This is a genomic window from Azospirillum sp. P4_B5 (genome assembly GCF_056402275.1).
Genome location: NZ_JBFUHT010000028.1, coordinates 105,605 through 126,865 on the forward strand (window position 1 = coordinate 105,605; position 21,261 = coordinate 126,865).

Annotated in this window: 23 protein-coding genes and 1 other RNA gene; 10 read left to right on the forward strand and 14 right to left on the reverse strand. The window is 69.2% G+C overall.

Annotated features, from left to right (window positions below):
- Positions 1-16: 16 nt before the first annotated feature.
- Positions 17-1,009 (reverse strand): tRNA (adenosine(37)-N6)-dimethylallyltransferase MiaA, encoded by a 993-nt coding sequence (gene miaA / locus AC1DVI_RS21070; protein WP_476959633.1) that lies wholly within the window; start codon positions 1,007-1,009, stop codon positions 17-19.
- Between the two features lie 168 nt (positions 1,010-1,177).
- Between miaA and serB the strand changes: the two genes are divergently transcribed.
- Positions 1,178-2,089, forward strand: a complete 912-nt coding sequence (gene serB, locus AC1DVI_RS21075) for a phosphoserine phosphatase SerB (RefSeq protein ID WP_476959634.1) — start codon at positions 1,178-1,180, stop codon at positions 2,087-2,089.
- Between the two features lie 100 nt (positions 2,090-2,189).
- Here serB and AC1DVI_RS21080 read toward each other — a convergent pair whose 3' ends face one another.
- The 4 genes from AC1DVI_RS21080 to hflK form a co-directional block, all read right to left on the reverse strand.
- Complete coding sequence (locus tag AC1DVI_RS21080; protein WP_476959635.1) at positions 2,190-3,746, reverse strand: DegQ family serine endoprotease; 1,557 nt, start codon at positions 3,744-3,746, stop codon at positions 2,190-2,192.
- A 257-nt stretch (positions 3,747-4,003) separates the two neighbouring features.
- Complete coding sequence (locus tag AC1DVI_RS21085; RefSeq protein ID WP_476959636.1) at positions 4,004-4,192, reverse strand: DUF2065 domain-containing protein; 189 nt, start codon at positions 4,190-4,192, stop codon at positions 4,004-4,006.
- 123 nt (positions 4,193-4,315) lie between these two features.
- Positions 4,316-5,263 carry a protease modulator HflC gene (gene hflC, locus AC1DVI_RS21090; protein ID WP_476959637.1) on the reverse strand — a complete coding sequence of 316 codons (948 nt, stop codon included), beginning with the start codon at positions 5,261-5,263 and terminating at the stop codon, positions 4,316-4,318.
- A gap of 11 nt (positions 5,264-5,274) precedes the next feature.
- Entirely contained in the window at positions 5,275-6,438 is a 1,164-nt protein-coding gene (hflK, locus tag AC1DVI_RS21095) for an FtsH protease activity modulator HflK (protein ID WP_476959638.1), read from the reverse strand.
- A 184-nt stretch (positions 6,439-6,622) separates the two neighbouring features.
- Between hflK and apbC the strand changes: the two genes are divergently transcribed.
- Together apbC and AC1DVI_RS21105 are read left to right on the forward strand one after the other, a co-directional pair.
- Entirely contained in the window at positions 6,623-7,795 is a 1,173-nt protein-coding gene (gene apbC, locus AC1DVI_RS21100) for an iron-sulfur cluster carrier protein ApbC (RefSeq protein ID WP_476959639.1), read from the forward strand.
- Between the two features lie 186 nt (positions 7,796-7,981).
- Entirely contained in the window at positions 7,982-9,790 is a 1,809-nt protein-coding gene (locus AC1DVI_RS21105; protein WP_476959640.1) for a monovalent cation:proton antiporter-2 (CPA2) family protein, read from the forward strand.
- A 15-nt stretch (positions 9,791-9,805) separates the two neighbouring features.
- Here AC1DVI_RS21105 and AC1DVI_RS21110 read toward each other — a convergent pair whose 3' ends face one another.
- The 3 genes from AC1DVI_RS21110 to AC1DVI_RS21120 all read right to left on the reverse strand — a co-directional run bounded on the left by AC1DVI_RS21110 (position 9,806) and on the right by AC1DVI_RS21120 (position 12,626).
- Positions 9,806-10,603: an ABC transporter ATP-binding protein gene (locus tag AC1DVI_RS21110; RefSeq protein ID WP_237903901.1), complete on the reverse strand. Its 798-nt coding sequence runs from the start codon at positions 10,601-10,603 to the stop codon at positions 9,806-9,808.
- Entirely contained in the window at positions 10,600-11,499 is a 900-nt protein-coding gene (locus AC1DVI_RS21115; RefSeq protein WP_476959641.1) for an ABC transporter permease, read from the reverse strand. Before AC1DVI_RS21115 ends, AC1DVI_RS21110 begins: the two co-directional genes overlap by 4 nt.
- A 158-nt stretch (positions 11,500-11,657) precedes the next feature.
- A complete protein-coding gene (locus AC1DVI_RS21120; RefSeq protein WP_476959642.1) occupies positions 11,658-12,626 on the reverse strand; it encodes an ABC transporter substrate-binding protein in 969 nt (322 codons plus the stop codon).
- A gap of 80 nt (positions 12,627-12,706) precedes the next feature.
- On the opposite strand from AC1DVI_RS21120, the gene AC1DVI_RS21125 reads away from it, so the two are divergent.
- Together AC1DVI_RS21125 and AC1DVI_RS21130 are read left to right on the forward strand one after the other, a co-directional pair.
- Positions 12,707-12,898, forward strand: coding sequence for a hypothetical protein (locus AC1DVI_RS21125; RefSeq protein ID WP_476959643.1), 192 nt, complete (start codon positions 12,707-12,709; stop codon positions 12,896-12,898).
- Positions 12,899-12,959: 61 nt separating this feature from the next.
- On the forward strand, positions 12,960-13,364 hold the full coding sequence (locus AC1DVI_RS21130) for a DUF983 domain-containing protein (protein ID WP_445959911.1): 405 nt from the start codon (positions 12,960-12,962) through the stop codon (positions 13,362-13,364).
- Positions 13,365-13,385: 21 nt separating this feature from the next.
- Here AC1DVI_RS21130 and AC1DVI_RS21135 read toward each other — a convergent pair whose 3' ends face one another.
- Both AC1DVI_RS21135 and thyX read right to left on the reverse strand, forming a co-directional pair.
- On the reverse strand, positions 13,386-15,296 hold the full coding sequence (locus AC1DVI_RS21135) for an O-linked N-acetylglucosamine transferase, SPINDLY family protein (protein ID WP_476959644.1): 1,911 nt from the start codon (positions 15,294-15,296) through the stop codon (positions 13,386-13,388).
- Between the two features lie 32 nt (positions 15,297-15,328).
- Positions 15,329-16,267 (reverse strand): FAD-dependent thymidylate synthase, encoded by a 939-nt coding sequence (gene thyX, locus AC1DVI_RS21140; RefSeq protein ID WP_038528629.1) that lies wholly within the window; start codon positions 16,265-16,267, stop codon positions 15,329-15,331.
- A 95-nt stretch (positions 16,268-16,362) separates the two neighbouring features.
- Here thyX and ssrA point away from each other — a divergent pair.
- The 3 genes from ssrA (at position 16,363) to AC1DVI_RS21155 (ending at position 17,710) form a co-directional block, all read left to right on the forward strand.
- Positions 16,363-16,739, forward strand: a transfer-messenger RNA (tmRNA) gene (gene ssrA / locus AC1DVI_RS21145).
- A 31-nt stretch (positions 16,740-16,770) separates the two neighbouring features.
- Positions 16,771-17,340, forward strand: coding sequence for an SspB family protein (locus AC1DVI_RS21150; RefSeq protein ID WP_476959645.1), 570 nt, complete (start codon positions 16,771-16,773; stop codon positions 17,338-17,340).
- 7 nt (positions 17,341-17,347) lie between these two features.
- Positions 17,348-17,710 carry a TfoX/Sxy family protein gene (locus AC1DVI_RS21155; protein ID WP_476959646.1) on the forward strand — a complete coding sequence of 121 codons (363 nt, stop codon included), beginning with the start codon at positions 17,348-17,350 and terminating at the stop codon, positions 17,708-17,710.
- Between the two features lie 4 nt (positions 17,711-17,714).
- Here the strand turns inward: AC1DVI_RS21155 and AC1DVI_RS21160 are convergent, their stop codons facing one another.
- Entirely contained in the window at positions 17,715-18,422 is a 708-nt protein-coding gene (locus tag AC1DVI_RS21160) for a COQ9 family protein (RefSeq protein WP_476959647.1), read from the reverse strand.
- 1 nt (position 18,423) lies between these two features.
- Positions 18,424-18,966: a peptide deformylase gene (def, locus tag AC1DVI_RS21165; protein ID WP_476959648.1), complete on the reverse strand. Its 543-nt coding sequence runs from the start codon at positions 18,964-18,966 to the stop codon at positions 18,424-18,426.
- A gap of 216 nt (positions 18,967-19,182) precedes the next feature.
- Between def and rpsU the strand changes: the two genes are divergently transcribed.
- Together rpsU and panB are read left to right on the forward strand one after the other, a co-directional pair.
- Entirely contained in the window at positions 19,183-19,386 is a 204-nt protein-coding gene (gene rpsU / locus AC1DVI_RS21170; protein WP_012974546.1) for a 30S ribosomal protein S21, read from the forward strand.
- Positions 19,387-19,579: 193 nt separating this feature from the next.
- Positions 19,580-20,404 (forward strand): 3-methyl-2-oxobutanoate hydroxymethyltransferase, encoded by an 825-nt coding sequence (panB, locus tag AC1DVI_RS21175; RefSeq protein ID WP_476959649.1) that lies wholly within the window; start codon positions 19,580-19,582, stop codon positions 20,402-20,404.
- Positions 20,405-20,472: 68 nt separating this feature from the next.
- Here panB and AC1DVI_RS21180 read toward each other — a convergent pair whose 3' ends face one another.
- Both AC1DVI_RS21180 and AC1DVI_RS21185 read right to left on the reverse strand, forming a co-directional pair.
- Positions 20,473-20,760, reverse strand: coding sequence for a DUF1330 domain-containing protein (locus AC1DVI_RS21180; RefSeq protein ID WP_149469035.1), 288 nt, complete (start codon positions 20,758-20,760; stop codon positions 20,473-20,475).
- A 96-nt stretch (positions 20,761-20,856) separates the two neighbouring features.
- Positions 20,857-21,261, reverse strand: a 405-nt coding sequence (locus AC1DVI_RS21185) for an NAD(P)(+) transhydrogenase (Re/Si-specific) subunit beta (protein ID WP_476959650.1), incomplete at its 5' end; no start/stop codon positions are given.

Consider the following 21,261-nt stretch of genomic DNA (forward strand, 5'->3'; position numbering starts at 1 on the left):
TCAATCCTCCTGAGGGTCAACGACGCAACGTCGTTTCAAGATAGGTCAGTATTGCTTCACTAAGTGGTCTTGTGTAGAGCGAATTGATCGTATGGCAGCCATGCAGCGCGGAGGCCGGAGGCCGCGCCGCGAGCTGGTGGCGGAACCAGGTGACCTGCCGCTTCGCGTAGCGGCGTGTCGATTGCTGAGCCAGCGCAATGGCTTCGTCGAGGGTCAATGCGCCACGCAGATGGTCGCGCAGTTCTGGCACGCCCAGCGCCTTCATCGCCGGCAGGTCGGGGTCGAGGCCGAGCGCGTCGAGCCGCCGCACCTCCTCCAGCGCCCCCTGCCCCATCATCACGCGAAAGCGGCGGTCGCAATTGGCGTAGAGCGCGTCGCGCGGCGGGTCGATCACCAGCACGGAGAACAGCAGCCCCTCCGGCGCGCCCTCGGCCTGTTGGGTCTGCCAATGGGACAGTGGGTGGCCGGTGGCCTCCAGCACCTCCCAGGCGCGGGTCAGGCGGGTGGTGTCGCCGGGGTTCAGCTTCGCCGAGGCCGGGTCGCGGCCCACCAGCTCCGCGCGGAAGGCTTCGCCGCCCAGGTCCCGCAAACGGGCGTGGGCGGCTTTGCGCACCTCGTCCGGGACGGCGGGGACGGCGCTTAGTCCCTCCATCAGCGTGCGCAGGTAGAGGCCGGTGCCGCCGACGACGATGGGCAGGCGCCCGGCGGCGTGCGCCTCGGCGATCTCGGCCAGCGCCATGTCGCGCCATCGGGCCGCGGACCCGCGCTCCGCCGCCGGCAGCACGCCGTAGAGCCGGTGCGGGGCCTGCGCCAGATCGTCCGCCCCCGGACGGGCGGTCAGCACGTCGAGGTCGGCGTAGAGCTGCATGCTGTCGGCGTTGATGACCGTGCCGTTGCGCGCCAGGGCGATGTCGAGCGCCATGCCCGACTTGCCCGAGGCCGTCGGGCCACCGATCACCACCACATGCCGGTGCCGCACATCCCGGTTCCGCGGGCTGTCCTTAACCATGTCGCCTTGCCTGACGTTCCTCCGGCTACAGCGTATGGCAGGGGAAGGCCCATCAATGCAAGACGGCTCACGGGCGTTGGCTCGACGCACGACGGTTGGCGCGCTCCCCCCGGCTGTGCTAGGGAGCGCGCGCGCCCTTCCCCACGGCTCTTCCAGGATCGCCCCGCCATGAGCGCTGTCGTTACGCTGATCGCCGCCGCCTCCGCCGTTCTCGACGAGCAGGCCGTGCAGGCCGCCCGCGCGTCCCTGACCGCGCTGGGGGCCGACACCGCCAAGCCGGACTGGCTGGCGCCGGACCGCGCCTGCGACATCGCCGAGGAAGGGCTCGTGCCCGAGCAGGCCGAGGCCGCCGTCCGCCGCGCGCTTGCCAATCTCGCGCTGGACGGGTTGGCCGTGGACGTCATCGCCCAGAAGCCGGGCAATCGGAGGAAGCGCCTGCTGGTCGCCGACATGGAATCGACGATCATCGAGCAGGAGATGCTGGATGAGCTGGGCGATTACGTCGGGCTGAAGGACCACATCGCCGCGATCACCGCCCGCGCCATGAACGGCGAGATCGACTTCAAGGGCGCGGTGCGCGAGCGGGTCGCCCTGCTCAAGGGCCTGAACGAGAGCGTCGTCGACGAGGTGTGGCAGCGCGCCACGCTGATGCCCGGCGCCAGGACGCTGGTGTCCACCATGCGCGCCAACGGGGCGACCTGCGTGCTGGTGTCCGGCGGCTTCCGCTGCTTCACGGAGCGGGTGCGCCAGTGGGTCGGCTTCGACGACGACCGCGGCAACGTGCTGGAGGTGGTGGACGGCGTCATGACCGGCGCGGTGGTCGAGCCGATCCTCGACAAGGACAGCAAGCTGGAGGCCCTGCTCGCCTACGCCGGGGAGCGCCACGTCCCGACCGTCGAGACCATGGCCGTCGGCGACGGCGCCAACGACCTGCCGATGCTGCTGGCCGCCGGGCTGGGCGTCGCCTTCCACGCCAAGCCGACGGTGGCCGCCCAGGCCCGCGCCCGCGTGGATCACGGCGACCTGACCGCCCTGCTGTTCGCCCAGGGCTACCGGATCGGGGAGTTCGTGGAGGGCTGATCCCCCACCCTTGACGGGCACACCTCCGCAACCTCACAAAGCGAAAGGGCACCGGCGGTCTCCCGCCGGTGCCCTTTTCGTTTGGGGATAGCCCCCCGGATCAGCCCTGGCTGAGCGGGATGGCGACGAAGCGCAGGTCGCCGTGACGGTCCACCAGCAGCAGGATGGACTTCTTGCCCTGCTCCTTGGCCTTCTGGATCTTCGCCGTCACGTCTTCCGGCTTGCGGACCTCCTCCTGGCCAACCTCGATGATGACGTCGCCGGCGCGGATGCCCTTCTCCGACGCGGTGGAGTTGCCCGCCACCTCGGTCACCACGACGCCCTTCAGCTCGGGCTTGATCTCGAACTGCTGGCGCAGCTCCGGGGTGATGTTGGTCAGCTTCAGGCCCAGCGTCTCGGTCGGCTTCTGAGCCGGAGCCTGCTGCGGCTGGCGGCGCTGCTCCTCCGGATTGGCGGCGAGAAGGCCCGATTCCTCGGCGGCCTCAAGCTCGCCCACCTTCACCTGAAGCTGCTGCGACTTGCCCTTGCGCCACACTTCGATCGGGACGGCCTTGTCGATCGGCGTCTCGGCGACGACGCGCGGAAGGCGGCGCATCTCGTTGATTTCCTTGCCATCGAACTTGGTCACCACGTCGCCCGCCTGGATGCCGGCCTTGGCCGCCGGACCGTTCGGGGTGATCGAGGCGACCAGCGCGCCCTTGTGGCCCTGCAGGCCCAGGCTCTCGGCGATCTCCGGGGTCACGCCCTGGATGCGCACGCCCAGCCAGCCGCGGCGGGTCTTGCCGTATTCGCGGAGCTGCGCGACCACCTGCTTGGCGAGGTTGGACGGGATGGCGAAGCCGATGCCGACCGAACCTCCCGACGGCGAGAAGATCGCCGTGTTGATGCCGATGACCTCGCCGTTCAGGTTGAACATCGGGCCGCCGGAGTTGCCGCGGTTGATCGAGGCGTCGGTCTGCAGGAAGTCGTCATAGGGGCCGGCGTTGATGTCGCGCTGGCGGGCCGAGATGATGCCGGCGGTGACCGAACCGCCGAGGCCGAACGGGTTGCCGATGGCCAGCACCCAGTCGCCCACGCGCATGGCGTCCGAATCGCCGAAGGGCACGGCGACCAGCGGGTGGTTGGTGGTGATCTTCAGCAGGGCGACGTCGGTCTTCGGGTCCTTGCCGATCAGTTCCGCCTTGATGTTGGTGTCGTCCTGCAGGATGACGGTGATCTCGTCGGCGTCCTGGATGACGTGGTTGTTGGTGACCACGTAGCCGTTCTTGGCGTCGATGATGAAGCCGGAACCGAGCGAGGTCGACTTGCGCGGCTGCTGCGGCTGGTCCTGCTGCTGGCGGTCGAAGAAGTCGCGGAAGAACTCCTCGAACGGTGAGCCCGGCGGAAACTGCGGCATCTCGGGACGGGCGCCCTGCTGGCGCTGCGCCACCGCTTGGCTGGTCGAGATGTTGACCACAGCGGGCAGCAGCTTTTCCGAAAGGTCGGCGAAGCTGGTCGGCGCCGGGCGCGACTGGGCCATGGCGGGGGTGCCGACGGCGGCGGACAGCCCCAACAGGAGAGCGGCGATCAGCGGCACGACGCGCAGCCGGCGGCCCAGCGACCGGATGTCCGCTTCGCGGCCGGGCTCGGCGCGGTGGATGGGGTGGTTCGGGTTCAACTCAGCTCTCCCTGCCGGACATCCGGCACCTTCTTGTTCCAATCGGCCATCTGTTCCAATCGGCTCGCGGCTTCATGCGAATCGCGGTCCGAGGGGGCGCTTCACCGATCCGTGTGCCGGATGTAATCCCCGCGCGTCACCGCTTCAAGCAAAGGCGCACGGGTCCCATTCGCCACGGAGGACGCGCGAGTATAGAAGTCGGAGTATGGCCGGAAAATGGCGGCGCGGTCCAGCGACGCGCGCGCGGCAAAAGGGTGTCAGGCGCCGCGCAGAAGCCAGACGAATCCGACCCCGGCCATCGCCGTCACCAGCCCGACGGCGCGCAGCCGGTTCTCCGGCATCGTCAGCGCTTCGACGATCAGACGCCGCATCGCGGACGGGAACAGCGCGTAGAGCACGCCCTCGATCACCAGGACCAGGGCCAGCGCGGTGAGAAAATCCGTCATTGGTCGGGCGGCATTTCAGAGAAGGAATGCGGGGCGGGAAGATAAAATTGGGGTGGGAGAACGGGAACCCCCACCCCATCCCCTCCCCCGGGACAAGGGGGAAGGGGAAGCGAGCGCGACGTCTTACTGCTGCTGGGCGGTCGCCGGGGCCGGAGCCCGCTGCGGCACGGGGCCGTTGCCCGAGGCCGGCGCCGGCTGGCCGTTGCCGCCACCCGTGATGTCGCCGAAGTAGCGGAAGAACTCGCCGGTCGGGGACAGCACCATGGTGGTGTCGTCCTTGTTCAGCGACTTCCGGTAGGCTTCGAGCGTCCGGTAGAAGCTGTAGAACTGCGGGTCCTGCGACGTCGCCTCGGCGATCATCTTCAGCGCCTGGTTGTCGCCTTCACCGCGCAGGATCTGCGAATCACGCTGCGCTTCGGCCAGGATGACGGTGCGCTCGCGATCCGCGCGGGAGCGGATCTGCTGCGACTGCTCCTGACCCTGGGCGCGGGCCTCGGCGGCTTCGCGCTCACGCTCCGACCGCATGCGGGCGAAGATCGACTGGCTGGTCTCCTCCGGCAGGTCGGCGCGACGGATGCGGACATCAACGATCTCGATGCCGAAGCGCTTCGCCTCGTCGTTCACCTGCCTGCGGATGTCGTTCATCACGCGCGGACGCTCGTCCGACAGGATGGCGAGCAGGGTTTCGCTGCCGAGAACGCGACGCAGCGCCGAGTTCACGATGGAGTTCATCCGCGTCTCGGCCACCGCCTCGTTGCCGGCGGTCTGGTAGAAGCGCAGCGGGTCCAGGATGCGGTAGCGCGCGAACGCGTCCACGTCCAGGCGCTTCTGGTCGGCCAGGATGACCTGCTCCACCGGGGGATCGAGGTCGAGCACGCGGCGGTCGAGGATGCGCACCTCCTGGATGAAGGGGATCTTGGCCTTAAGGCCGGGCTCGCGGATGACGCGCACAGGGTCGCCGAACTGGAGGACGAGCGCCTGCTGCGCTTCGTTCACCGTGAACAGCGAGGCCGAGGCGAGGACGCCCGCCACGAGGATGCCGATGCCGGCCACCAACAGACTGCGGTTCATGGCATCCCTCCTCAACGGGCCGGCTGCTGGCCGGCGGGCCGCGCCGGGGCCGGCTGAAGCTGGTTGAGCGGCAGATAGGGAACCACGCCCTGGGCGCCCTGCGCGTTGCCGTCGATGATGACCTTGTTGGCGCCGCTCAGGATCTCTTCCATGGTTTCCAGATACATGCGCTTGGCGGTCACGTCCTTGGCGGTCGAGTAGGCGTCGTAGACCTTGCGGAAGCGGTCGGCGTCACCCTGGGCCAAGCTCACGACCTGCTCGCGGTAGGCGGACGCTTCCTGGATCAGCCGCTCCGCATCGCCTCGGGCGCGCGGGATCACGTCGTTCCGATAGGCCTCGGCCTCGTTGCGGGCGCGTTCGCGGTCGGCGCGGGCGCGCTGCACGTCGTTGAAGGCGTCGATGACGGGCGACGGCGGGTCGGCCTTCTGCAGCTGCACCTGCGTCACCTCGATGCCACCCTCATAGTCGTCCAGCATGGCCTGGAGGAGCCCACGGGTGGAGGTTTCGATCTGCTGACGGGCCTCGGTCAGGGCCGGCTGCAGGTCGGTGCGGCCGATCACCTCGCGCATCGCGCTTTCCGCCGCCTTCTTCACGGTGGCCTCGGGGTCGCGGATCTTGAACAGATACTGGCCCGCGTCCTTGATGACCCAGAAGACGGTGAAGTCGATGTCGACGATATTCTCGTCGCCGGTCAGCATCAGCGATTCGTCGGGAACGTCGCGGTCGCCGCGGCGGCCGTCGCCGGCCGAGCGGTAGCCGACCTCGATCCGGTTGACGCGCGTCACCTTGGGCATCAGCACCGTTTCGATGGGCGACGGCAGGTGGTAGCGCAGACCGGGCTGTTCGGTGCGCACCCACTGGCCGAAGCGCAGCACGACGCCCTGCTCGTCCGCCTCGACGCGGTAGATGCCGCTGGCCAGCCAGACCACGGCCAGCAGGCCGACGACGAGCGCGATGCCCCGGCCGCTGCCGACGCCGCCCGGCATCACCCGCTTCAGGCGGTCCTGGCCGCGGCGCAGCAGATCCTCCAGGTCCGGCGGCTGCGGCCCTCCGCCACCGCTACCACCGCCGCCACCGCCACCCGGCGGACGTCCCCACGGATTCTGACCGCCACCACCCGGCGGAGGACCCCAGGGGCCGCCACCGCCGCCCCCTCCCTGATTGCTCCACGGCATTCCGTTCGTTCCCCTTCGCGCTCTCTCAATTCTTGGGACGGAAATTCCGGAAAACAAATCGTTTCCGGACCGTCCGATCCCTTTACCATTATTGTCCGCCGGCCCTATAGTGCCCATCCCATTCGGGGAAGGATTTCACCGACGGATATCCGCCAATATCGGGAAGGAAGCGGAGTTTTCAACCATGGCGCAGGTCAGCGAAGCTCAAGTCCTTGAAGCTCTGAGGACGGTTGTCGATCCGGAACGGGGCAAGGACGTCGTCAGCCTCGGCATGTTGTCCGGTCTTGTCGTGCGTGACGGGCACGTCGCCTTTTCGATCGAGGTGGACCCGAAGCGCGGTGCCCAGGCCGAGCCGGTGCGCCACGCCGCCGAGAAAGCGGTGGAGGCCCTGCCGGGCGTCCTGTCGGTCACCGCGGTCCTGACGGCGCACCGCCCCGCCGGCCAGGGTGCCGCCCCGCAGCAGGGTCACGGGCACGATCATGGGCACGCCCATGGCGGCCATGGCCATTCCCACGGCGGCCACTCCCATGGGCAGCCGGCGGAGCAGAAGCCGCTGGTGCCGGGCGTGAAGGCCATCGTCGCCGTCGCGTCGGGCAAGGGCGGCGTCGGCAAGTCCACCACGGCCAGCAACCTTGCCCTCGCCATGGCGGCGAACGGGTTGAAGGTCGGGCTTCTGGACGCCGACATCTACGGCCCGTCCATGCCGCGCATGCTGGGCATCTCCGGCCGGCCGACCAGCCGCGACGGCAAAATCCTGGAGCCGATGGAGAACTACGGCATCAAGGTGATGTCGATGGGCTTCCTGGTCGCCGAGGACACGCCGATGATCTGGCGCGGCCCGATGGTGATGAGCGCGCTCCAGCAGATGCTGCGCGACGTGAACTGGGGCACGCTCGACGTTCTGGTGGTCGACATGCCGCCGGGCACCGGCGACGCCCAGCTCACCATGGCGCAGCAGGTGCCGCTGGCCGGGGCGATCATCGTCTCGACCCCGCAGGACATCGCGCTCCTGGACGCCCGTAAGGGGCTGAACATGTTCCGCCGCGTCGACGTGCCCGTCCTCGGCATCATCGAGAACATGAGCTATTTCTGCTGCCCCAACTGCGGCCACCGCACGGACATCTTCAGCCACGGCGGCGCCCGCAAGGAGGCCACGGACCTGGGCATGGAGTTCCTCGGCGAGGTCCCGCTGCACCTCGACATCCGCGAAACCTCCGACCAGGGCCAGCCCATCGTGGTGTCCCAGCCCGAGTCGGAACACGCGAAGGTCTACCGCGGAATCGCCAAGCGGGTGTGGGAGAAGATCGCCGGCGAGCAGGGCCCGGCCCGCGCGGCACCGCGGATCGTGGTGTCGTAAGGCAGCGTACTTGCCCCCACCCTTCCCACGGCTTGCGCCGCGGGTCCCTTCCCTCCCCCGCTGACGCAGGAGAGGGAGTTCGGTTCCCTCCCCTGCGAAGCGGGGGAGGGTTAGGGAGGGGGCAATCCTTTGCCGGGGGCTGCCGCCCCCCATATTCCGTCCCTCGACACAGCGCGGACGGGGCCGATGCCGGATTTCGTGACGTTGGTGGTGCTGCTGGCCGCCGTGGTCCTGGCGGTGCCGGTGGCCAAGCGGATCGGCTTCGGCGGGCCGCTCGGCTATCTCGCAGCGGGGCTGGCCATCGGTCCGGGCGGGCTCGGGCTGGTGACAGACGTCGAGGCGATCCGCCACGTCTCCGAACTCGGCGTCATCATGCTGCTCTTCCTGATCGGGCTGGAACTGCGCCCCGCCCGCCTGTGGGTGATGCGCCGATCGGTCCTGGGGCTCGGCGGTGCGCAGGTCGCGGTGACCGCCGTCCTGATCGCCGCCGCCACCATTTTCCTGCTGGGCTTCACCCCCGCCGCCGCCGCGGTGACTGGATTCGGCCTGTCCCTCTCCTCCACCGCCATGGTGCTGCCCATGCTGGCGGAGCGGGAACTGCTGACCACCAACGCCGGGCGCAGCGCCTTCTCCATCCTGCTGTTCCAGGACCTTGCCATCATCCCGGCGGTGGCGCTGCTGCCGCTGCTCGGCCACGGCGCCGGGGAGGTTCCGGACGCGGGGACGGCGTGGCTGGCCGTGCTGAAGGCCGGCGGCGCGATCGCGGCGATCCTCGCCGGCGGGCGCTACCTGCTGCGTCCCGTGCTGCGCGCCGTGGACGGCGCCCGCACGCCGGAGATCTTCACCGCCACCGCCCTGCTGATCGTGCTGGGCACCGCCCTGTTCGCCGCCTGGGCGGGGCTGTCGATGTCGCTCGGCGCCTTCATGGCCGGGGTGCTGCTGTCCGACTCGGAGTACCGGCACGAGGTGCAGGCGGACATCGCGCCGTTCGAGGGGTTGCTGCTCGGCCTGTTCTTCGTGTCGGTGGGCATGGGGGCCGACGTGGCCGCGCTGATGGCCGAGCCGGTCCGCTACCTCTCGCTGGCGCTCGGGCTGATGGCTTTGAAGGCGGCGGCGCTGTTCGGGCTTGCCCGCCTGTCCGGCCTGCGCACGGGCGGGTCGGTGCGGCTGTCCACCGTGCTGAGCCAGGGCGGCGAGTTCGGCTTCGTGCTGTTCGGGCTGGCCGTCGGCGTCGGGGCGATGAGCGGGGGGCAGGCGGCGACGGCCATGCTGGTGGTCACGCTGTCGATGATCGCCACCCCCTTCGTCTTCGCCACGGAGGAGCGCTGGCTGGCGCCGCGCCTGATCGTCAAGCCCGTCCGCCCCTACGACACCATCGCGCCGGACGGGGAGCCGCCGGTGCTGATCTGCGGCTTCGGCCGGGTCGGGCAGATCGTCGGCCGCGTGCTGCGGCTGCGCGGCATTCCCTTCACGGCGCTGGAGCAGAGCGCCGAGCAGGTCGATGTCGTGCGGCGCTTCGGCAACAAGGTCTATTACGGCGACCCGTCGCGGCTCGACCTGCTGCGCGCCGCCGGTGCCGACAAGGCCAAGGTGCTGGTGGTGGCGCTGGAGGACATGGAGCAGTCGCTGCGCGTGGTGGAGCTGGCGACGCGCCATTTCCCCCACCTCGTCATCCACGCCCGCGCCCGCAACCGCCGCCACGCCCATTTCCTGATGGACCGCGGGGTCACGCATTTCGTGCGCGAAACCTACGATTCGAGCCTGCGACTGACCGGTGGCGTTCTGGAATCGCTGGGCCTGCCGCCGGAGGAAACCCGCCACACGCTGGACACCTTCCGCGAGCACGACGAGCGCACGCTGATCCGGCAGCACGCCGTGCACCACGACGAGAACCGCCTGATCCAGACCTCCCGCCAGGCCGCCGCCGAGCTTCAGGCCCTGTTCGAGGCCGACCGCGAGGACCCGGTGGAGGAGCGCGACCGCAAGACCGTCTGACGCCCCTCCCCCGCCTCAGCCGATCAGCAGGCTGTCGTCGGTGATGTCCTCGCCGCCGCGCTGCTTGGCGAACAGCGCCAGCAGATGCGGCACGTCCAGCCCGGCACGCTGCTCCCCCGACACGTCGAGCACGATCCGCCCTTCGTGCAGCATCACCGTGCGGTCGCCGTAGTCCAGCGCCTGCCGCATGGAGTGGGTGACCATCAGGGTGGTCAGCCGGTTCTCCTCGACGATGCGGCGGGTCAAGCCCAGCACGAACTCCGCCGTTCCGGGGTCGAGCGCCGCCGTGTGCTCGTCGAGAAGCAGAATCTTCGACCCGGCGAGCGTCGCCATCAACAGGCTGACCGCCTGCCGCTGCCCGCCGGACAGCAGGCCCATGCGGTCGTGCAGCCGGTTCTCCAGCCCCAGCCCCAGCTCCGCGATGCGCTCGCGGAAATGCCGGCGGCGGTCGCCGCGCAGGGCGAAGCCCAGGCCGCGGCGGCGCCCGCGGGCGGCGGCCAGCGCCATGTTCTCCTCGATGGTCAGCGCGGTGCAGCTTCCGACCATCGGGTCCTGGAAGACGCGGGCGACCAGCGAGGCGCGCTTCGGCGTCGCCCAGCGGGTGACGTCCACCCCGTCGATGGCGATGCTGCCCTCCTCGGCGATCACGTCGCCGGCCAGCGCGCCCAGGAAAGTGGATTTGCCGGCGCCGTTGGAGCCGATGACGGTGACGAACTGCCCTTCCGGGATCGTCAGGTCGACGCCGCGCAGGGCGTGCTTCTCCAGCGGGGTGCCGCGCCCGAAGGTGACGTGGATGCCGTTGACCGTGATCATCGGGCGGCCTCCCTCTTCTTCGATGCGGCTTTCAGCCGCATCCGCGGCAGGATCAGCGCCACCGCGACCAGGACGGCGGTGACGAGGTTGAGGTCGGAGGCCTGGAGCCCGATGGCGTCCGCCGACAGGGCCAGCTGGACCGCCAGACGGTAGAGGATGGAGCCGACGACGCAGCCGACCAGCGCCCACAGCATCGTGCGGGCCGGCAGCACCGTCTCGCCGACGATCACCGCGGCCAGACCGACCACGATGGTGCCGATGCCGGTGGTCACGTCGGCGAAGCCGTTGGTCTGGGCGAACAGCGCGCCGGCCAGGGCGCACAGCCCGTTCGACAGGGCCATGCCGGCGTAGATATGGAAGTCCGTCTGCACCCCCTGCGCCCGGGCCATCCGGGCGTTGACCCCGGTCGCCCGCATGGCGAGGCCGAACTCGCTGTTCAGGAAGCGGGACAGCAGCAGGACGACGGCGACGACGACGACCAGCACGACCAGCGGCCGCACCACATGGTCGGGCAGCCCCAGCCCGTAGAAGGGCGTCAGCACCGTGTCCTGCATCAGCAGCGCCACGTTCGGGCGGCCCATCACGCGCAGGTTCACCGAGAACAGCGCGATCATGGTCAGGATGCTGGCCAGCAGATGCAGGATCTTGAAGCGAACGTTCAGCGTCGCCGTGACCAGCCCGGCCATCGATCCGGCCAACGCCGCGACGAGGCTGGCGATCCACGGGTTGACCCCGGCGACCAGCAGCGTGGCGCAGACCGCGGCCCCCAGCGGGAAGCTGCCGTCCACCGTCAGGTCCGGGAAATCGAGCACCCGGAAGGACAGGTACACGCCGAGAGCGACCAGCGCGTACACCAGCCCGATCTCGACGGCCCCGAAGAAGGCGATTTCACTCATGATTGGTCCTTGGGGAATGTCGAGGCGGGCCCCCACCCAAACCCTCCCCCGCTCCGCAGGGGAGGGCTTTCTCCTCCCCCTGCGAAAGCGGGGGGAGGTCGGGAGGGGGGCCCGGCGCAACCACTCCCCATCAATGAAACAACTTGCTGCGAAACAACTTACTGCCCGACCACCTTGGTCGCGCGCTGGGTCACCGCCTCGGGGATGGTCACGCCCATCGCCGCCGCGGATTTCGGGTTCACGAACAGGTCGGTGCCCTTGGCGAAGGTCACCGGAACGTCGCCCGGCTTCTCGCCCTTCAGGATGCGGACCACGGCCTCGCCGGTCTGGCGGCCGACCTGCCGGTAGTCGAAGCCGATGGAGGCCACCGTGCCGCGCGCCACGCTGTCGGTGTCGGCGGAGAAGACCGGCAGCTTGGCCTGCTGGCCCACCGCCACGACGCTCTCCAGCGCCGAGACGACCGTGTTGTCCAGCGGCACGTAGAGCGCGTCGGCCTTGCCGACGAGGCTGCGGGCGGCGGGCTGGGCGTCGGCGGACTTGGTGGCGGTCGCCTCCACCACGGTCAGCCCGGCCTTCTGCGCCTCCAGCTTCAGCGCCTTGACCAGCGAGACGGAGTTCGGCTCGCCGGCGTTGTAGAGGACGCCCAGACGCTTGACCGACGGCACGATCTCGCGGATCAGCGCGACATGCTCGGCCACCGGGGCCATGTCCGACACGCCGGTCACGTTGGCGCCCGGCTTGTCCAGGCTGCGGACGAGCTGCGCGCCGACCGGGTCGGTCACCGCGGTGAAGACCACCGGAATGTCGCGGGTCGAGGCGACGACGGCCTGGGCCGAGGGGGTGGAGATCGGAACGATCACGTCCGGACGGGCGCCGGCGAACTGGCGCGCGATCTGCGCGGCGGTTGCGGGGTTGCCCTGGGCGCTCTGATACTCGACCTTCAGGGTGTCACCCGGCGTGTAGCCAGCGGCCTTCAGCGCCTCGATCACGCCGTCGCGCGTGGCGTCCAGCGCCGGATGCTCGACGATGGCGGTGATCGCGACGGTCTTGGTCTGGGCGAAGGCGGCGGCGCTGGTCAGCGCGACGGCCGCCGTAGCGGCGGCGAGAAACAGGCGGGTGATCGTCATGGCTCCAGGCTCCCGGAGGGGGTTTGTGCATCCCGTAGACGCCCAGGGGCCGGTCCGTCAACTGCCGGAGCAGGAATCCGATGAGCGAAGACCCGCGCGACGCCCGACTCCAAGCCCTCGAATCCGCCATCGCCGACATCGAGGCCGAAGCCCGCGCCGCCGCGCACGCGCTGTGCGCCCATGAGCTTCAGATGCGGCTGGAGAACATCGCCCGCCGCGTCGAGGCCCTGCGCGCGGCGCAATGCCGAAGTGCGGACGACGGAACGGCGTGACGATCGGTCGCTCCCTCCCCATATGAGCCCCTTCGGGGAGCGGATCGCAGGGGGGACGGTCATGACGGCGGAAGACAGGTCGGTGAACGATGGGGCGGAAGACGGCGCGCGGTCGAAGACGACGGCGGCGCTGCGCGGGCTGATGGGCAACTGCCCGGCCTGCGGACGCGGGCGCCTGCTGCGGAACTACCTGAAGCCGGTGGACCACTGCACCCATTGCGGCGAGGCCTTCGGCCACCTGCGCGCCGACGACGCCCCGCCCTGGATGACCATCCTGATCGTCGGCCACATCATCATCCCGGCGGTGCTGTCGGTCGAGCAGAGCTACGAGCCGGCGACCTGGGTGCATCTCACCATCTGGCCGTTGCTGACCCTGCTGCTGACCGGCCTGCTGCTGCCGCGCTGCAAGGGCGTGGTGCTGGGGCTGCTGTGGAGCACCGGCGCACCGGGGTCCGAGCGCGCCTGATCCCGCTCAGTCAAAGCTGGCTTAATCAAAGCTCAGGGCGAAGCTCGCCCGCCCCTGCCCGGCCTGGAAGCGCTGCCACATCACGCCGAAGGCGGCCTCCAGCGCGCGGGTGAAGCGCACGCCGTTCAGCGCCGGGGACGCCGCCAGCCGGTCCTGCAACCCGCCGCGCAGGGCCGCCAGCCCCGCCGGGTCGGCAACCAGCGCCGCCGCCTTGGCGACGTAGCCGTCCGGCCCGTCCGTGACCAGATCGGACAGCCCCGCCGAGGCGAGGTGCGTCACCGAATGGCGGGCGCAGAAACGGTCGCCGCCCAGCGTCACCACCGGCACGCCCATCCACAGCGCCTCCAGAGTCGTCAGCCCGCCCGAGTAGGGGAAGGGGTCGAGCGCCACATCGACTTCGCCGTAGCTGGCCAGGAACTCCCGGTGCGGCGCCCCGCCCCGCAGATCCACCCGCGCCGGGTCCAGCCCGGCCCGCTCGAACAGGGCCAGCGTGCGCGCGGCGGTGCCGGCGTCGTCCAGCCCCGGTGTGCGCAGCAGCAGGCGGGAGCCGGGGACGGCGCCCAGCACGCGCGCCCACAGCGCCGCGACCTCCGCGTTCAGCTTGGGCAGCGCGTTGAAGGAGCCGAAGGTGGCGTGACCGCGCGTCGCCAGCGGCAGCGGTGCGACCGGCGGCGCGTCCTCGGGCGGCGCCCAGGGCACGTAGGCGTCGGGCATGCGCACCACGCCCTCGATGCACCAGCCGTCCGACCCCGGCGGGCTCTGCCGCGAATCGGAAATCAGGTAGTCAATGGCCGGCAGGCCGGTGGTGCCGACATAGCCCGCCCAGGTCGCCTGCACCGGCGCCGGACGCCGCGCAAAGACCGGCAGGCGGTTGCCGAAGGTGTGGCCCGCCAGATCGACCAGGATGTGGATGCCGTCCGCCTGGATGCGCTGAGTCAGAGCCCCGTCGTCCATGCCGGTGGTCCAGACCCAGTGGTCGGCCTGGGCCATCAGCCGCTCGGTCTTCCAGTCCGGGTTGGCGGTGTTGGCATAGCAGACGACCTCGAAGGCGTCGCGGTCGTGATTTGCCAGCACCGGCTCCAGGAAGAAGCCCACCGGATGGGCGCGGAAATCCGGCGAGACATAGCCGATGCGCATCTTCGGCGCCGGAGCGGCCACCGCGGGCGCCGGACGGTCGGGGTAGCGGGCGCCCCAGTCCGCGTGGGCCTGGGCGATGGCCGGCATGGCCAGCCCCGGCACGAACTGCATCAGGTAGAGGCGCGAGGCGTGCAGCGAGTCGACGGTGCCATGCTGCCCCACTACGGCGTCGATCTCCGCCAAGGCCTCCTCTGCCCGCCCCTGCATGGCGAGCACGCGGGTGGCGCGGTTCGCCCGCACCTCCGCCCGGCCCGGCGCCAGGGTGAGCGCGGCCCCATAGGCATCATCGGCCTCGCCCAGCCGGTTCATCTCGGCCAGCGCGTTGCCGAGGTTGTAGTGGTGCGCCCAGTTGGCCGGATCGAGCCGCCCGGCCCTCTCATAGAGCGTCACCGCCTCCGCCCGCCGGGCCTGGGCGCGCAGCAGCACGCCCAGATTGGCGACGGCAGCCAGCGTCTTCGGGTTCAGCGCGATGGCGCGGCGGAAGAAGGCCTCCGCGCGGGCCGAATCGCCGGCCCGGCGCACCGCCTCCGCCATGGTGAGCAGCCCGTCCATCGCCATCTCCAGCGACGGATCGAGGTTCAGCGCCCCGGCATAGGCGTTGGCCGCCCCGGCGACATCGCCCAGGCTTTCCATCACCAGCCCGTAGTTGGCCCACCAGACGGCGACCGAGGGATAGGCGGCGATGGCCCGCCCGATCAGGTCCACAGCCTCGTCGAACCGCCCGGCCTGCGCCGCGACGAGGCCCTGGCGGTGGAGTCCATCGGCCTCGTGCGGAGTCATCGGGGGCGGCGTCATGACGGTTGGTCCTTACACAGTTGAAGCGGGCGTTACTCGGCGCGGCCGAGCTGGTCCATCAGCTCCCGCCATTCGCGCTTGGACAGGCCGCTGGCCTCCTGGGTCACCGCCTCGCCGGACAGCAGGCGCTTCACGACCTCCAGCCCGGTCTTCGACATGTGGGTGCCGCCCAGCCGGTACTCGCTGAAGGCGTCGAACACGGCGGGGACCCAGCGCTTCACCACGTCCAGCATGGCCTCCGCGTAGACGCGGATCTCGTACTGGGCGTGCGGGTCGGCGCGCAGGCTGAGGAAATGCAGGAGGTTGTGGAGATCGACCTTCCAGTACCACTGGGTGTAATAGTTCAGCGTCAGGTTCATGCGCGCCAGCTCGCGCGCCAGACCCTGGCGGCCCTCCTCGATGGTGGTGCCGTCCTCGCGCTGGTTCAGCATCTCCTCGTAATGGGCGTAGACCGTCTCCGAATCGTCGCGCAGCAGCTTCATCACCGCCGCCGCCTCGTCGCCCTGGAGGACGTCGCCGCGGCCCTGCCGGTTGACGACGGCCTGGGCGCCCAGGTTCTCGGGCGTCGGGATGTAGAACTCGCGGTCGAGGATGGAGTAGCGCGCGGAGTATTCGTTGACGTTCGCCGTGCGGTGGCGAATCCACTGACGGGCGACGAAGATCGGCAGTTTGACGTGGAACTTGATCTCGCACATCTCGAACGGCGTCGAGTGGCGATGGCGCATCAGATACTTGATGAGGCCGGCGTCCTCGGTGACCTTCTTGGTGCCCTTGCCGTAGGACACGCGCGCCGCCTGGACGACGGCCGAATCGTCGCCCATGTAATCGACGACGCGCACGAAGCCGTGGTCCAGGACCTCGATCGGCTCATAGAGGATCTCCTCCAGGGCCGGAACGGTGGCGCGGCGGGTGGTGGCGGTGACGGCGCGCAGGCGGTCGATCTCGGCGCGCTGCTCGGGCGTGATCGGCATGGGTACTCCGGGGACTGAATTCGGGCGGCACTCTACGTCCGCGAACCCGCACAGTCATCCCTTTCGCGGAGACCTCCGCTCAGAATCCGCGGCACCCCCTTTCCAACGCCGGGCGAAGGGCCTATATTGGGTCCGTCGGCAGCAGCCGACTATGGCGATAAACGCCTTGCGGAATAAGCGTTGTGGACCCGGGGGCGGTACCCGGCGCCTCCACCAAACAAACCACCGGTCTCTCGGGCGTTGCCGTAGGGAGCGGGTTCGTTGGGGGCGAAATAGGATCGACACGCGTGGTAAAGGCATGGTCTTCGCCCGGCATGGTTCCGCCGTTATCGGGCCATTGCAATAGTTGCCAACGACAACGTTGCTCCGGTCGCCGTTGCCGCCTAACGGCGGTGACTGACCGAAATCAATCCCCGATGGGTAGCACCTGAGGGTGGGGCCGTGGGCCGCCTAGCAACAGAAGGCCCACACTTACCCGTCTGGCGTTAAGGACCCGCCCAAGAATGCCGAGAGAGCAGTTGCGTTATGACCGCATGGTCGAGGCCGCCCTGCGCGGTGTCGTCCGTGACGCGCTCCGCCAGGTGACGGACCGCGGGCTCCCCGGCGATCATCACTTCTACCTGACCTTCCGGACGGGTTACCCGGGCGTCGACATTCCCGAATATCTGTCGTCCCAGTATCCCAACGAGATGACCATCGTCATCCAGTACCAGTTCTATGGGCTGGAAGCGCTGGACGATCATTTCGAGGTGACGCTGAGCTTCAACAACGTGCATGAGCGGCTGGTCATCCCTTACGCCGCCATCACCACCTTCGCCGATCCGTCGGAAAATTTCGCCCTCCAGTTCCAGCCGGTGGAGCCCGCCGAGTCGGCGGAGATCGCCACCATCCCCGCGCGCGAAGCGTCGGAGAAGAAGGCTGCGGACGGTCGGGACGGGGGGAAGCCGTCCATCGCGAAGCTCGCCAAGACCGACACGGCCAAGACCGACGCCGACAAGCCCGACTCCGACCGCTCCGGCGAGGAGCCGAAGCGCGGCGAGGTCGTGGCGCTCGACGCCTTCCGCAAAAAGTAGGCCCTCCGTGGCCACGGTCAGCGAACTCGTCCGTTTCCTGTGCGAGTCGCTGACACCGTTGGGGGCCATCACCGCCCGCCGCATGTTCGGCGGCTATGCGGTCTATTGCGACGGTGTCGTCTTCGCGCTGGTCGCCCGCAACATCCTGTACTTCAAGGCCGACGACGGCAACCGCTCGGAGTACGAGGCGCTGGGCCTTCGCCCTTTCAAGCCCTTCGACGACAAGCCGACGGTCCTGCCCTACTTTCCGCCGCCCGACTCGGCGCTGGACGACCCGGACGAACTGCTGCTCTGGGCCCGCCCGGCCTTGGCGGCGGCGATCCGCACCGCCGCCGCCAAGAAACCGTCCCGCAAGAAGGTAAAGGCCTGAACCGTCAGATGTTTTCCGCCATGTGGGCGGACGCGGTGTCCACCGGCGCGTTGCCGGCGCGCTGGCGGATCTGACGGGCGAAGCGCGCGGGGCTCGGCAGATGGCTGAGCAGGCGTCCGGCGCGGCCCATGGCGGACATCGCCTTGCCCATGCTCATCACGTCGCCCAACCGACGATCCACGAAGGCCCAGGTTTCCGCATGGCCCTCCGACCGGTCGTCCAGCCAGTAGAAGGTCGCGGAGCTGAGCACCGCGGCCAGCGTGGCGCGCTTGGTGTAGTGGTTGAAGTCGGTCGCCGTGTCGCCCGCCGCGAACCACATGGCGTCCACCGTGCGGTAGAGCATCCGCAGCCCCATGCCGAAATTCTGCGGCATGGCGAGATAGGCGAGCAGGCGGCGCTTAGCCTCCATGTGCGGCTCCAGCACCTCGAAATGGGTGCGGATGGCGAGCGCGATCTTCTCGCCCACCCTCATCTCGTCGAGCGGGTGCTTGTCCAGTTCGGCCAGCATGCGGCGGTCGGTCCAGGCGCCGAAATGCTCGACCAGTTCCGGCACGCCGCCGGGGAAGGCACGGTGCATGGTCGCCGCGTCGTAGCCGGCCATCTGCGCGCCGTCGCGCAGCGCCTGGAGGCTCCAGCCGTCGAACACGATGTTGGGAAGCGTGGAGAGCAGGATGTCGTCCCGCACCGCGTCCATGTCCAGCGCAGCGTCCATGTCAGTCTCTCCCCTCCTGCTGTTCCAGCGCCTCGGTCACGTGATGCGCCTCGTCGGTGAAGGCCAGATAGCGCAGATCGGTCATCCGGTCGATGTAAAGCACGCCGTCCAGGTGATCGCATTCATGCTGGATGACACGGGCGTGGAACCCCGCCGCTTCGCGCTCGATGGGTTCGCCGTCCAGCCCGACTCCGCGGTAGCGGATGCGCGCGAATCGCGGAACGACGCCGCGCAGCTCGGGAATCGACAGGCAGCCCTCCATCCCGTGCTCCATCCCATCGTCCAGCGGCTCGATCACCGGGTTGATGAGGACGGTCGGTTCCACCGACTCGCCGCCGGAACGCAGGGCGGGAACGCGGAACACGATCATGCGCAGCGATTCGTGCACCTGCGGGGCCGCCAACCCGACTCCGGGCGCGTCCAGCATGGTGTCGATCATGTCGGAAGCCAGCCGGCGGATCTCCGGGGCCGTCGGGTCGGGCACAGGGTCTGCGACCTTGCGCAGCACCGGGTGCCCCATGCGGGCGATCTTCAACAGGGCCATGCCCTATTATCTGGGCGCCGCGGGCCGCCGGGCAACCGTTTTGCCCACGCATTGTTCCCAAGGAACACGCGTGGTTGGAAGACTCCGCTTCACAGGCGGCCCCGTCCGTGCTACATAAAGGTCCACACAAGGGGTGCGCCCGAAAGCGCATGCCTGTCGCATGCCTGTTTGTTGCTTCATAGCAACTCGGCTCACTTGATAAAGGTGACGGTTAACGTGCAAGTTCTGGTCCGAGACAACAACGTCGATCAGGCCCTCCGCGCGCTGAAGAAGAAGATGCAGCGCGAGGGCATTTTCCGGGAAATGAAGCTGCGCCGGAACTACGAGAAGCCCTCGGAGAAGCGCGCGCGTGAGAAGGCCGAAGCGGTGCGTCGCACCCGCAAGCTGCTCCGCAAGCGTATGGAGCGCGAGGGCTATTAATCCTCAGGCGCGTTTCGCGCCGGATTGACAGGCGCGCTTCGGCGCGCCGGGCATCCATGCGCGTTCGCGCGCTTGCCCCTCTTGTGTCTTGCACCTGCCGCCCCGCGTCTGCGCGTGGGCGGTTTTGGTGCATCTGCGGTCCGCTTCGCCGCACAAGAATGTCTGCCAAGAAAATATAAGGGGAGGGTCGCCAATGAGCGCATCCAAGGACACTCCGCGCGTTTCCGTGCCGGCGCTGCGCGCGCGCAAGGGCGGAGAGCCGATCGTCTGCCTGACCGCCTACACGACTCCGGTCGCCCGTCTGCTGGACCCGCATGTCGACCTGCTTCTGGTCGGCGACTCGCTGGGCATGGTGGTCTACGGCTTCGACAGCACGCTCCCCGTCACGCTCGATATGATGATCGCCCACGGCGCGGCCGTGGTGCGCGGCTCGCGCCACGCCTGCGTGGTCGTCGACCTGCCCTTCGGCAGCTACCAGGAGAGCCCGCAGGTAGCCTTCCGCAACGCCGCCCGTGTCATGGCGGAGAGCGGCGCCCAGGCGGTGAAGGTGGAAGGCGGGCTGGAGATGGCCGAGACGGTGGCCTATCTGACCACCCGCGGCATTCCGGTGATGGGCCATGTCGGCCTGCTGCCGCAGTCGGTCAACGCGCTCGGCGGCTACAAGGCGGTGGGCCGCGATCCGGAGGCGGCGGAGCGCATCCGCGCCGACGCCCGCGCCATCGCCGAAGCCGGCGCCTTCTCCCTGGTCATCGAAGGCACGATGGAGTCGCTGGCCCGCCAGATCACCGAGGATGTCGCCGTCCCGACCATCGGCATCGGCGCCTCCCCCGCCTGCGACGGGCAGGTCCTGGTGTCGGACGACATGTTCGGCCTGTTCGGCGAGTTCCAGCCCAAGTTCGTCAAGCGCTACGCCCAGCTCGGCACCGCCATCGGCGAAGCCGCCGCGACCTACGCCGCCGAGGTGAAGGCCCGCAGCTTCCCCGGTCCGGAGCACTGCTTCGGCGTCAAGAAGGCGTAAGGGCCCCTTCCCTTCCCGAAAGAGAAGCCGTGCGGCTCCGCACGGCTTTTTTCTTGTTCCGGGGAATGTCAGGCGCCGTCCACCACGATCATGCGGAAGTCGGCGGCGCCCTTCCGGGCCTCGCGCGCCTCGCGGTATTCCGGGCTGTCGTAGAAGGCCTTGGCGGCGGCGTAGTCCGGGAATTCCAGGATGACCACGCGGTTGGGCTGCCAGCCGCCTTCCAGCTCCTCCGCCTGCCCGCCGCGGGCAATGAAGCGCCCGCCGTTCTTGGCGACCGCGTTCGGGGTCAGTTTCTTGTAGTTTTCATAGGCTTCGGGATTCGTCACGTTCACGTCGGCGATGATGTAGGCGGGCATGGCGTCCTCTCTCCGTTTCTTGTGATGGCAAAAAAGAACCCCCGGGGCGAGCCTGCCCCGGGGGTTCATCCTAACCCACAGCCGTAAAGGCGCGGATCACTCCATCGACTTCACGACCTCTTCGGTGACCTTCTTGGCGTCGCCGAACAGCATCATGGTGTTGGGGCGGAAGAACAGCTCGTTCTCCACACCGGCGTAGCCGGCGGCCATGCCGCGCTTGATGAAGAACACCGTCTTGGCCTTCTCGACGTCGAGGACGTCGTAGGGCACGTTGGCCTCGGCCAGCAGCACGTTCATGTGCCCSGGCATGCGSCCCGCCACCGGRTGGATGGCGTACTTGACCTCGACGCCCTCCTTCTTCAGCAGGTCGGCCATCTCGCGCAGCGCGTGCTGGGCCTGGGCCACCGCCATGCCGTAGCCGGGGACGATGATCACCGACTGGGCGTTCTTCATGATGTAGGCCGCGTCCTCCGGCGAGCCGGCCTTGACCGTGCCGCGCTC